12 protein-coding genes are annotated in these 11,356 nt (G+C 49.8%); 3 read left to right on the forward strand and 9 right to left on the reverse strand.

From position 1 onward, the window contains the following. Window positions 1-3 precede the first annotated feature (3 nt). Window positions 4-432 carry a QcrA and Rieske domain-containing protein gene (locus tag M0L20_RS20755; protein ID WP_232558510.1) on the reverse strand — a complete coding sequence of 143 codons (429 nt, stop codon included), beginning with the start codon at window positions 430-432 and terminating at the stop codon, window positions 4-6. Between the two features lie 133 nt (window positions 433-565). Between M0L20_RS20755 and M0L20_RS20760 the strand changes: the two genes are divergently transcribed. Together M0L20_RS20760 and menB are read left to right on the forward strand one after the other, a co-directional pair. Then, window positions 566-1,024 carry a DUF2452 domain-containing protein gene (locus M0L20_RS20760; RefSeq protein WP_232558511.1) on the forward strand — a complete coding sequence of 153 codons (459 nt, stop codon included), beginning with the start codon at window positions 566-568 and terminating at the stop codon, window positions 1,022-1,024. A gap of 73 nt (window positions 1,025-1,097) precedes the next feature. Continuing rightward, complete coding sequence (gene menB, locus M0L20_RS20765; RefSeq protein ID WP_232558512.1) at window positions 1,098-1,922, forward strand: 1,4-dihydroxy-2-naphthoyl-CoA synthase; 825 nt, start codon at window positions 1,098-1,100, stop codon at window positions 1,920-1,922. A 49-nt stretch (window positions 1,923-1,971) separates the two neighbouring features. Here the strand turns inward: menB and M0L20_RS20770 are convergent, their stop codons facing one another. After that, window positions 1,972-2,790, reverse strand: a complete 819-nt coding sequence (locus M0L20_RS20770) for a hypothetical protein (RefSeq protein WP_248478860.1) — start codon at window positions 2,788-2,790, stop codon at window positions 1,972-1,974. Window positions 2,791-3,073: 283 nt separating this feature from the next. Here M0L20_RS20770 and M0L20_RS20775 point away from each other — a divergent pair, with 283 nt between their 5' ends. Then, entirely contained in the window at window positions 3,074-4,516 is a 1,443-nt protein-coding gene (locus tag M0L20_RS20775) for a purple acid phosphatase family protein (protein ID WP_248478861.1), read from the forward strand. 60 nt (window positions 4,517-4,576) lie between these two features. Here the strand turns inward: M0L20_RS20775 and M0L20_RS20780 are convergent, their stop codons facing one another. The 7 genes from M0L20_RS20780 to M0L20_RS20810 all read right to left on the reverse strand — a co-directional run bounded on the left by M0L20_RS20780 (window position 4,577) and on the right by M0L20_RS20810 (window position 11,307). Next, window positions 4,577-5,653 carry a hypothetical protein gene (locus M0L20_RS20780; protein WP_248478862.1) on the reverse strand — a complete coding sequence of 359 codons (1,077 nt, stop codon included), beginning with the start codon at window positions 5,651-5,653 and terminating at the stop codon, window positions 4,577-4,579. A 6-nt stretch (window positions 5,654-5,659) separates the two neighbouring features. Further along, entirely contained in the window at window positions 5,660-6,295 is a 636-nt protein-coding gene (locus tag M0L20_RS20785; protein WP_248478863.1) for an ABC transporter ATP-binding protein, read from the reverse strand. A gap of 92 nt (window positions 6,296-6,387) precedes the next feature. Next, the gene (locus tag M0L20_RS20790) at window positions 6,388-7,707 is read right to left on the reverse strand and encodes an ABC transporter permease (protein WP_232558517.1); all 1,320 of its coding nucleotides are present in this window, start codon (window positions 7,705-7,707) and stop codon (window positions 6,388-6,390) included. 95 nt (window positions 7,708-7,802) lie between these two features. Next, the gene (locus M0L20_RS20795; protein ID WP_232558518.1) at window positions 7,803-8,714 is read right to left on the reverse strand and encodes an ABC transporter ATP-binding protein; all 912 of its coding nucleotides are present in this window, start codon (window positions 8,712-8,714) and stop codon (window positions 7,803-7,805) included. 165 nt (window positions 8,715-8,879) lie between these two features. Next, window positions 8,880-9,317, reverse strand: coding sequence for a chromate transporter (locus M0L20_RS20800; RefSeq protein WP_232558519.1), 438 nt, complete (start codon window positions 9,315-9,317; stop codon window positions 8,880-8,882). A 103-nt stretch (window positions 9,318-9,420) separates the two neighbouring features. After that, window positions 9,421-10,668, reverse strand: coding sequence for a dicarboxylate/amino acid:cation symporter (locus tag M0L20_RS20805; protein WP_232558520.1), 1,248 nt, complete (start codon window positions 10,666-10,668; stop codon window positions 9,421-9,423). A 201-nt stretch (window positions 10,669-10,869) separates the two neighbouring features. Beyond that, window positions 10,870-11,307 carry an SRPBCC family protein gene (locus M0L20_RS20810; RefSeq protein ID WP_248478864.1) on the reverse strand — a complete coding sequence of 146 codons (438 nt, stop codon included), beginning with the start codon at window positions 11,305-11,307 and terminating at the stop codon, window positions 10,870-10,872. Between the last annotated feature and the right edge of the window lie 49 nt (window positions 11,308-11,356).

Below are 11,356 nucleotides of genomic sequence, written 5' to 3' on the forward strand. Positions count from 1 at the left end.
CAATTAAGACTGTACGCGCAGTGTGCTGTTCGCGGCCTCTTCGATAACGTATCGTTTCAGCGGCAGCGTAGCGGGTCCGGAAATAACTTTACCCGTAACATCAAACCGCGATAAATCAAGCGGGCAATAGAACTGGTTTTCCTTGGCCCGGTACACTAATTCGGTTCCCTGGTACGTACATTTCGAGGAGACAGCAACGTATTCGCCACTATTTGTCTGGGCAACAATAACCTTGTTGACGACGACATAACCGCCTTTCTGCTTTAAGTTTTCATTGTCAGCAGCATTCAGATCAACCAGAAAATCAATCCCTTGCTCAGCATCCGGAGCGGGTTCTTCCGTCGAGTTGGATGAGCAACCTGCGCTGGCGCGCGTTAGTAAAAGAGTGCCTACACCCGTGGCGGCCACTCGAAAAAACTCCTGTCGGTCCATTGTTCGTAAGGTGTTTTAGATGCTGGTTCGTTGTACTTTTGCCAACCACATCCTTTCGTGATGTAAATATGAGTTTTTTTTGTCATTCAACGACAGCGAACAAACATGTTCGCCGGGCGGTTACCCAAACAGTATGGAAGAAGCAAAAGTAATTGTCAATCCGATCTCGCCAGACAAAGTCGCCGAAGCACCGGGACTACTGGAGTATGCCCACACAGCAGGTGGCGCTATTATTCGCCCCGAAGACAAAGGCAAAATCACCGGTCGGGCTGTGGCGGCCATGCGCGAGCAAACCGACATGCAGCTTAGTCAGCTTTACAAGCAGATGCAGTTGCTGGCCGAACAGGCAACCGCCATTCGGCACCGCGTCGAAATATCCGAACGGATTTACGCAGCGCAGATGAGTTTTGAGCCCGTGGTAGGTCACACGTACCACTTTTATCAGCGCAAAAATGGTACCGATCTGCTTTCGATGGTCGGTCCAACCGAATGGGGCCGTAAGTTCCCCTTTGAACGCTGCCTTGCCACGGTTCGCATGATGGCGGACCATACCTGGGATGTGCAGTATCACGACGTTTCGTATAGTGAGTAAAATGCATGCGTGAAAAAGCGAATTGAAAGAGCTGCTTTCTCACGCATTTACGTTCGCTCTTTCTCGCTCTATCATGCAAAGTAACTATCCCTGGGAACCCATCAAAGAGTACCAGGAAATTCTGTTCAGCTACTACGACGGTATCGCTAAAATCAGCATCAACCGCCCCCACAAACGCAACGCGTTTACCCCACTGACCGTGAAAGAAATGTCGGAAGCGATGGAAATCGCCCGGCAGGACGAGCGCGTTGGCGTTATTATTCTGACCGGCGAAGGTGGCGACGCGTTCTGTAGCGGTGGCGACCAGTCGATACGCGGTCATGGCGGCTACGTAGGCGAAGACAAGGTTCCTCGCCTGAACGTGCTGGATTTGCAGATGCAGATTCGTCGGATTCCAAAGCCGGTTGTCGCGATGGTAGCGGGTTACGCCATTGGTGGTGGTCACGTTCTGCACGTTGTCTGCGACCTGAGTATTGCCGCTGAGAACGCCCGGTTTGGTCAGACCGGCCCTAAAGTCGGTAGTTTCGATGGTGGTTTCGGCGCTTCGTATCTGGCACGCATTGTCGGTCAGAAAAAAGCCCGCGAAATCTGGTACCTCTGCGATCAGTACGACGCTCAGGAAGCCTTGGATATGGGCTTGGTCAACAAAGTCGTTCCGCTCGATCAGCTCGAAGAAACGACGATAGCCTGGTGCCGGAAAATGTTGGAAAAAAGTCCGATTGCCCTGCGGATGCTCAAAGCTTCGTTCAACGCCGAACTTGACGGGCAGGCTGGTATTCAGCAACTGGCGGGCGATGCAACCCTGCTTTACTATCTTTCGGAAGAAGCCAAGGAAGGCAAAGACGCGTTTCTCGAAAAGCGGAAACCGGATTTCAGCAAGTTTCCGAAGTTTCCGTAATAAAAAAACGGGTGGTGTCCGGTTTGTAAACCAGATACCACCCGTTTTTTTATTGGTATACTAACTCCCGCACTTTCGACGGCGAAGAAGGATCGATACTCGACACAATAAACTCCCGAATAGCTCGTCCCTGCTGGTCAAAATCGTAGTAAAACGAGAAGACCGTCATTTCCGACGCTGCCGCATTGCCCGTTGTTGATACCATCGTTTGTTTGGTCACCAAATTCTGGGTTTGTTTCCCCCGGAATGTCAGTGGGAATGGAATGCTCGGTTTGGTCAGGTCATACTCATAGGTGTTTTTTTGCACAAGACCCGAGTTGTAGACCGTTTCCTTGGCGACAACGTTCCCGTTTTTGATCGTGTAGGTGTCCTGCTGGCCATTGCCCGTATACCGAATCAAGTAGCCTTCCGAGTCATAGACGTATTCCCCGGCCTCCTGGTTACCTTTCAAAAAACCGCTGGTGTTCAGCAATAATGTGTTTAGGTAGTCCTTCCGATCCGAATCCAAATAGCGCTGGACGAGGTCGGGTGTGTATTCATACGAAAGCTGCTTCCACCAGGTAGCATTCGTGGTTTTTTCCTGAATCAGCCGCTTTTGGGTATCATATCCGTACTCATTTTTGAGCCCTCCCCCCAGCCGAATTTCTTTTCCGTTCAACATGACTGTTTTACCACCCGTTGTGCTTGGATAATACTCCGTTGTCTGGATCAACAGGCCCGGCTTCGCGACAGCTGCCGTCTGCGCATTAACGGATGATGCGGGTTGCGACGATGTAGCGGGAGTAATGTCGCTTTGTGGACTACTACAGGCCGACAATAAAGCGAACAAAACAAATAAAGTTACAGGAGCTTTGATAGCTGTTTTCATGCTGTAGGTATGGTGCTGATTAAATTGACTTTAAGGAACTTAGGTTAACCTGGTATACCAAAATCAAATATAGGATTATACGAAACATTCCCATTTATGGAATCTACTTTTTTACGATGTGGGCCAACCAGGCTCTGTACTTTTACGGAAAGGCATCCCTCTCCCTGCGACGTGACTATTACCAGCCTGATAGCGGACTCGACTGATTATTTGTTTACACATCGTTAACCTAGCTTCACGGCCATTCTGATAGCTTTGTGCTGAAATTTCCTCTTAAGCTAGTATGATACATGTAACTCGACTTAACCGGCTTTTACAGATTTGTAGTTTGCTCGGTTGGTTTGCGACGGCTACCTCTGCACAACAGACAGGTCCGCTGGTGCGAGGGCCCTATTTGCAAAAAGCGACCCCTACCAGCATGACCCTCCGGTGGCGGACAAATTCGGCTTCCGTTGGTGTTGTCCGCTACGGCACTTCCGCCGATAAATTAAACAAATCGACTCCGGAAGCGGAAAACCGCACCGACCATGAAGTTACGCTGACGGGCCTTAAGCCTAACACAAAATACTTCTATTCGATTGGTACGGAAACGACACCGCTGGCAGGTAGTGATCAGCATTATTTCTACACGTTTCCGGTCGAAGGTACGGTAAAGAAAACGCGTATCTGGTCATTGGGCGATTTCGGCAATCGGTCGGCCCGGCAGTATACTGTCAAAAACGCGTTCAAGAATTACGTCCAGCAAATGGGCGATCCTTACATTGATCTTTGGCTGTGGCTGGGCGATAACGCTTATAATCGGGGGCTGGATAAGGAATATCAAACAAACGTTTTCAGTGCAGATACCGGCTACAGTGGCGATCGGTTCATGAGACAAACGCCCATTTTCGCCACGCCCGGCAACCACGACTACGCCGGTAACAACGACTTACGCCTAAACTGGAATATCCCTTATTTTGGCGTCGTTTCTCACCCGACCAACGCCGAAGCGGGCGGCATTCCATCCGGTTCAGAAGCGTACTATTCGTTTAATTACGGCAATATTCACTTTGTCAGTCTCGACTCAGACCGTTACGACGACAGCACATCGAAAGCATCCAACGTACGGTTCGGTGAAACAAGTCCACAACTTAACTGGCTTAAGCGTGATCTAACAGCTGCTCAGACCAATCCGAACATCACCTGGATTATTGCCTACTGGCACCATCCACCGTACACCAAAGGCACGCATGATTCAGACAAAGAAAAGCAGCTTCGAGATGTGCGCATGAATCTGCTGCCCGTTCTGGAACAGTACAATGTCGATCTGGTTATGTGCGGGCACAGCCACGTTTACGAGCGGTCAGACCTGCTGAAAGGGCATTATGGCGACGAACCCACTTTCGACGCGAGTACGCATAACCTTCCCAGCGTAAACGCAGGGCAGACGACAACCGCTACTTCGTCGGTGAAGGCAACGCACTTCATCAAACATCGGAAGGCAACGGCCAATGAAGGAACGATATACGTCGTAAACGGCGACGGGGGTGCCGGTGGTGGGCACGTATCAGCTGGTACGGCGCAGTGGCCCCACAACGCAATGGACGTTTCGTACGACGGAGCGGGTGGCTCGATGTACATCGAAGTGGACGGCGACAAGCTGGAAGCAACCATGATTGCCGGTGATGGCTCCATTCAGGACCAATTTACGATCAGCAAGGAAAACAGCCGGTCGAAACGGAAATAGCTGTCTGGCCTTGTTTAATTTCGCACGTAAGCCCGGCTAGGTTATCCTGCCGGGCTCTTTTTATGAATCTGTTACCTGTTGAGCAAACGTGCGGTACCAAAACCCGATTGCACCTGCCCATCCTACAGTCAGCCATGCTCCTACGGGTAGCCCAAACATAATAAACAGTAAACCACCGATAAATCCGGCAAACACACCGGAAAGCCAGCGCTCGGGCAAGGCTTCATGCTTATACGCCAGGCTGTGCAAAAAAAGTAACCAGCCCCAGCCCGCCAGCCAAAGCCAGATGACATAATCGAGCCGTATATCCGCTGGGCAATTGCGGATGACGATCAGCAATTCAGGTAGCCAGATCAGGCCGTACGTCAGGGCATACCGTCTGAATCGCTGTAGCCACGACAGCGGCAGGTTCGGCAGTACCAACAAATACCGTCGCTCGAACGCACTGACCTGCCCGCCTATCTGAGAATGTGCGATTACGGCTAGCAACAAGCCGATGAGCAACAGCCGCTGGTCATAATCGTCGGTTGGGTACAGTCGACAAACGCCCGCTAGCAAAAGACCAGAAAACGCTTTGGTCAGCAAAAAGGACAATGGTTCGTGACGCAGCCAATAAACCGGAAAAAATAATTCATACGGTAAGGTAATAGCCAGTTGTGGCAGCCGGATTGACGATGGTGACGGATGCCGTAGTCGATAATCAGCTGCTCCCGCTCCGACCCCAACCAGAACGAAAATAAAAAGCATGATAGCGCCAAATGAGTCCCATCGCTGGTAGAAAGCCGCTACTTGCAGCATCCAACCCGCATAGGCTATGACAGGCAGCAGCACAGCAATTTGCACAGCCAGCCACATCCCTACTCGCGTCGGGGTGGGAATGAGCCAGTATGTTTGCAGAAATAAATTCTCCGGTGCGGTTAATCGGTCTCGGATAAATGCGATTGTTTTCAGCAGATAAAAACTCCACAGCAGAAAGATCAGCGTCAGGAAAAAGGGTGATCCCAGTGCTGCCGTAATCAGTGCTTTATGTTCATTTCCACTTAGGAAACCAAAGGCGATCAGCACAACGACCAGAAACGTACCGGCGTTTTGATTATAAAACTGAACGACAAAAATCCGATTAAGTGTAGTCAGCATAGCCGGTCAGGTTGCAGGAAGGATAACTCCATCGCCAACCTGCCAGACACGCGTAATGGACAAGCCGGTTAAGCTAACATCCTGATGCGAGGTCAGCAGAAACGAAACGGACTGGTCTGTCGTAAGCTGCCGTATGTAATCGAATAGCTTAGCGCCCGTAGCCACGTCCAGTGTGGTCAACGGTTCGTCCAGCAGAACAAGTCGGGGATTACCCAGCAAAGCCAACAGCAACGACAACTTTTTGAGCATTCCGCTCGAAAACGTGCCCGTGGTCTGTGTCCAGAACTTATCTACGCCCAACAGTTCGGCCAGCCTATTGACCTGTTGGGTAGGTGCTTGTTTCGCCTTGCCGACAAATCCAGCCAGGTCACGGGCTGTCAGAAAATCTGGATACAGCGGTTCTGCTTCGGCATAGTTTACACGCATCCGATAAGCCACCGGGTCCTTGCTGATTTCGTACTGATTGTCAAGAATAATCGTCCCCGAAAAAGGCAGCAACCCGGCTACCGTTCGAAAAAACGTAGTTTTTCCGGAGCCGTTGCCACCCCGAAAGTAATGGATGCCGGGCGTCAACGTTAGCGCCGGTACCGTCAGCACAGTACGGCCATTATAGGCTTTGGTAAGATTAGAAACGGCGAGCAAGCAAGGTGTTTGGTTTGTAGTCGACTGTTCATCGTGTCCGGTTGGCTTTCCTCTACGAGCGCGCAAGGCGACACGATGAACAGACGACCTCCTTATGCTTTATAAAATAACCACTTCGACAGTTCCTTGTAAGTCACTTTTTTGCCGTACATCAGAATACCAACGCGGTAAATCCGAGCGGCCAGCCAGGTTGTTCCCATGAAGCCCAGCACCAGCAAAATCATCGACAATACCAATTCCCAGACTGGTACGCCAAAGGGAATACGGACCATCATCACCACCGGCGAAGTAAACGGAATAATGGATGTCCAGAATGCCAGCGCCCCGTCAGGATCACGCATAACGAACTGCGCTACAGCAATAGAACCGATGATTGGCAGCGTAATTGGAAACATAAACTGCTGCGTTTCCGTCTCGTTGTCAACGGCGGCCCCGATCGCGCCAAACAAGGCACTGTAAAGCAGGTAACCCCCCAAGAAGTAAAACAAGAAACAAGCGACAATCAACGGAATATTAAGTGTCTCAACCGCACGAACGACGCTAGTTAGTGCGCCCGACGATGCCTGACTGCTGGCCATAGCAGGTGCCTGTGTCACGGCTCCCGACGCTTGCATAGCCTGCCGTCCCCGATCAGCCTTGTCGCCAACCAGAGCGCCCCCCACCGAAAAAAGACCAACGGTCAGCAAAATCCACAGCATAAACTGGGTAAGTCCAACGAGCGCCACGCCCAGAATTTTCCCTAACATGAGCTGAAAGGGCTTCACCGACGAGATAATCACTTCCACGATGCGGTTGGTTTTTTCTTCCATAACCCCGCGCATGACCTGCGTTCCGTAAATAAATACGGATATGTAGATCATAAAGGCGCAGAAATAGCCAATGATCGTCATGGCAATCGCATTACTGTTTCGCTCTCCTTCCTCGCTCAGGCTAATCGTCTGCGCATCGACATTTACTTTTGCATCCTGAATGATTTGCTGGGTAATCCCCGCCTGGCTTAGTTTGATGGTTTCTATTTCCTTTGAAATCGCCTTCTCAATGTTGCTTTGTAAGGTCAAGCTAACACTTTTCTCCGCAAAAATCTGAACGGACTTTGGTTCCTCAATGACGTTTTTCGGGATGAATACCAGCGCGTCGTATCCTTGTTTTACGAATGACTTTTTGGCTTCCGGTAAAGATTCTTTCGGATAGGCATAGACAGTTTCGTCGTCGTTTTTAAACTTGTTAACAAACCGACCGCTATCGTCAACAACCGCTATTTTCTTCTGGTTGATCGAACTGACAGCTGCCCAGCCAATAATCGCGTAGAAGCTAAAAATCAGCAGCGGCCCCAGAATCGTCATGATCAGAAACGACCGTTTACGTACTCGGGTCAGGTATTCACGCTTGATAATCAAGGCAATTATATTCATTGCTTAATAAAGTAAAGGTCAGAATGATTCGTAATTAGGTAGTTTGAGCGTATTACTGAGCTAGCCCGTATCGACCAACCGCATCGCTGGTTTGATTAGTCTATGGCTTCGCCCACAGCCTGGATAAAGATCTCGTTCATGCTTGGGATGTTTTCGCCAAACGAACGAACAGCAACCTGATCGAGCAGAATACGGATCAGTTCATTGACGGCGGCATCGGGCGGAATCCGAATGTCGGCGCGGTAAAAGCCCTCATCGACCGGGCGGGTAGCCAACACCTCGAAGGCCGACGGTAGAGCGCTTAGTGTTCCCTGGTATTCGACGTGGTAGGTATGGGTTTTGAACTGCTCTTTGATCGCTCGTTTAGAACCGTCCAATACCTTGTGCGAGCGGTTGATCAGGGCAATGTTGTCGCAGAGTTCTTCTACCGACTCCATGCGGTGCGTCGAGAAAATAATTGTTTTGCCGCTGTCGCGTAGTTCAAGGATTTCGTCCTTGATCAGATTGGCGTTGATCGGGTCAAATCCCGAAAACGGCTCATCGAGAATAATCAGATCGGGTTCGTGCATGACGGTAGCCACAAACTGCACTTTCTGCTGCATCCCTTTCGAAAGATCCTGAATCTGTTTAGTCCACCATGTCTTGATGTCAAACTTGACAAACCAGATTTTGAGCTTCTCCATCGCCTGCTTCTCGCTTAGCCCTTTCAGCTGGGCCAGATAAAGCAGCTGCTCCCCTACTTTCATTTTTTTGTACAGTCCCCGTTCTTCGGGAAGGTAGCCGATTCGCCGGATGTGGTCCGGATTGAGTCGTTGACCACCCAGGATAACCTCGCCGGAGTCGGGAGCGGTAATCTGATTGATGATCCGGATAAGTGACGTTTTACCAGCGCCATTCGGACCAAGCAATCCAAAAATGCACCCCTGAGGAACGGTCAGACTGACGTCATCCAATGCCCGGTGCTCGGCGTACTGCTTGACAATGTGGTGGGTTTCGAGAATATTCATTCCGTTTAGGTAAGTTGTTAACACTTTCTCCAGCCAAACTACGGACATAGACAAGGTAAGATCAACCAAATTACGGATAAACTGTCACCGGGCTGTACGGACGGCAATAAAAAAAGCCACAACTCGTAAGCTGTGGCCTTAAAAGGCTTTTACCGTTACTCTTTATCAGTTGTAATAATCTCTCACCTGGAACAGCAGCATCAGAAAAATCAAGCCGATCAAAATACCCAGCAGGCTAAAGGCGAACACACTGGTCAGTATGCTAAGAAGCTGGGCATAATAACTGAATACCCAACCGGACCGCTTCCGGTTAAACAACCCCGGCAAGGCCAGTATACCTAATACAAGACCCACTAGCGATAAGACCATGGAAATCGTATAGCCGAATCCGGTACCAATTCCACCGACGTAGGCGACGGGAACCAGCGCAGCTCCCAGACCCAGAAAGACCAGGATACCCGGTAAGGCAATAACCAGGAGTACCAGCGAAACAATGGGCCAGTATTTAACGAACCCTTCCCGAAAATTGATCGGGAACTGAAAAGGAGCTTTGGTAGTGAAAAAAGGAGCCAGTTCGGTCTCCAGCACGGCGGATTGAGTCATAAAAAGAAGGCTTAGTACCTTTGTACAGATCGGTTAGAACAATCAAAAGTACATAGCGTCATTTTTTGACGTTGAACTGGCTGTGTGAACGGCAAACGACTGATTAAACGGTAGCGGTCTCTTCTGAATCAATGGGTTGTGTCCGAAATTCACCTTCCCATTTTGAGATAACACAGGTAGCCACGGCATTACCGGCTACGCTCGTCGCGCTACGGCCCATATCGAGCACCTGGTCGATACCCAGTAGCAAGGCCAATCCTTCGATGGGCAGATTAAACAAAGACATCGTTCCGGCAATAACGACCAGCGATGCCCGTGGCACTCCGGCAATTCCCTTGGACGTAATCATCAGGGTCAGCATCATCGTAATTTGCTGCTCCAGACTAAGGGGCACGTGATAAGCCTGCGCGATGAAAGCCGTTGCGAACGTCATATATAGCATCGACCCGTCCAGATTAAACGAGTAGCCCAGCGGCAGTACAAAGGAGATAATCCGCTCCGAACAGCCAAACCGGCGCAATGCTTCGATGGTTTGCGGGAAAGACGCTTCCGAACTGGCGGTGCTAAATGACAGGATGATAGCCGAGCGAACTTCCTTCAGCAACGCGACGTACGGAATGCGAGCCACCACGCAGATCAAGGCCAGAACGACGAAAACAAAAAACAAAAGACCGCCGAAAAAGCAGAAAATTAAATAAACGTAGCCCGTCAGAATACCCAGTCCCTGCTGAGCCACCACGGCGGCAATAGCACCCAGCACACCAAACGGGGCAAAGGACATGACGTAGCTGGTTACCTTGAACATGATGTGTGACAGGGCATCCAGTGCTTTGATGACAATCTTCCCCTGTGCACCTACTGAACCAACAGCGATACCAAAGAAGATGCTGAAAATAACGATTTGAAGAATTTCATTCGTTGCCATCGCTTCGAAAAAACTTGTCGGGACGATGTGCGTAATGAAATTATCGAACGTGAGTTTTTGAACCTCAACCCCCGTATCGGTACCTTTAGCGGGTAAGGGTAAGCTCATCACTTCACCCGGCTTCATGATGTTAACCACCAGAAGACCAACCACTAAGGACAGGATGGTTGCAAAATAGAAGTACGCTAATGTTTTTAAGCCAATACGTCCTACCGTACCAAAATCGCCTAGTTTGGCAATCCCGACCACAAGCGTAGCAAATACCAGCGGCCCAATAATCATTTTGATGAGCCGGAGAAAAATTTTAGAAAGTATGTTCAGATCAGTTCCCGAAAATCCTGCATCGGTGGCCGGAAACAAATAGCCAATCAGGATACCAAGTACCATACCCAGAAAGATGCGGGTTGTCAAGTTGGGGAGTTTCATGCAAATAGGTCAAGTAGCCGTACTGACAAAAGTAGCAGAATCCGGGCACTCATAAAAACATCCATTCCTAAAAAGCCCCCTCGCTCAGTCCTATCGCCTTTTTTATCCTAAACCTACCGGTTAATATACATTTTTTTTGCAAAACCCGATTCATTGACGTAATATGCAGGTAAACTAATAAGCCAATTAATAAACAAACGCTTACCTAAACGTCCTTTTATAGATCGGTTTTCGATAAGTAAACAGCAGCCACATTACTGGATACAGCAGGATATCCGCCACCAGAAACGGAGTTTTGAACCGGATATCGTCAACGATGACCGTTCCGTTTCCGGAGTCACGCAACAGGCGATGGCGGTGGTGCCAGGATGTAAGGAAAAAAGGCAGGCGTGTGCCCTGATCAACAAAATAGATTTCCTGATCCGTTGACTGCTGATCGACAATCAAACTGACCCAGTCCTGTTTGACAAGCAGGAAATTAAGCCGCAGATGAACGACATCGCCCTGAAGGCAACCATCGAAACGCACGACCTCAACGGGCGGAAAAGGCGGACTGAGCCGATTGAACAGGCTCCGGTCAAAGCCGTTCCATACCGTTGCGATGGGCTGATTGACATGGGTTTTAAGCACTAGGTGCATAGGCGGATTTTGGTCCTAAAACGAAACGAATGGGAGCAGACAACTACCC

The sequence above is a fragment of the Spirosoma liriopis genome (assembly GCF_023196085.1).
Lineage (GTDB): Bacteria > Bacteroidota > Bacteroidia > Cytophagales > Spirosomataceae > Spirosoma > Spirosoma oryzicola.

Bases quoted from the DNA above. Each gene is read 5' to 3' on its own strand.
- menB (WP_232558512.1), top strand. From the start codon at position 1,098: ATGCAAAGTAACTATCCCTGGGAACCCATCAAAGAGTACCAGGAAATT.
- M0L20_RS20810 (WP_248478864.1), bottom strand. From the start codon at position 11,307: ATGCACCTAGTGCTTAAAACCCATGTCAATCAGCCCATCGCAACGGTA.
- M0L20_RS20805 (WP_232558520.1), bottom strand. From the start codon at position 10,668: ATGAAACTCCCCAACTTGACAACCCGCATCTTTCTGGGTATGGTACTT.
- M0L20_RS20760 (WP_232558511.1), top strand. From the start codon at position 566: ATGGAAGAAGCAAAAGTAATTGTCAATCCGATCTCGCCAGACAAAGTC.
- M0L20_RS20800 (WP_232558519.1), bottom strand. From the start codon at position 9,317: ATGACTCAATCCGCCGTGCTGGAGACCGAACTGGCTCCTTTTTTCACT.
- M0L20_RS20770 (WP_248478860.1), bottom strand. From the start codon at position 2,790: ATGAAAACAGCTATCAAAGCTCCTGTAACTTTATTTGTTTTGTTCGCT.
- M0L20_RS20780 (WP_248478862.1), bottom strand. From the start codon at position 5,653: ATGCTGACTACACTTAATCGGATTTTTGTCGTTCAGTTTTATAATCAA.
- M0L20_RS20755 (WP_232558510.1), bottom strand. From the start codon at position 432: ATGGACCGACAGGAGTTTTTTCGAGTGGCCGCCACGGGTGTAGGCACT.
- M0L20_RS20795 (WP_232558518.1), bottom strand. From the start codon at position 8,714: ATGAATATTCTCGAAACCCACCACATTGTCAAGCAGTACGCCGAGCAC.
- M0L20_RS20775 (WP_248478861.1), top strand. From the start codon at position 3,074: ATGATACATGTAACTCGACTTAACCGGCTTTTACAGATTTGTAGTTTG.
- M0L20_RS20790 (WP_232558517.1), bottom strand. From the start codon at position 7,707: ATGAATATAATTGCCTTGATTATCAAGCGTGAATACCTGACCCGAGTA.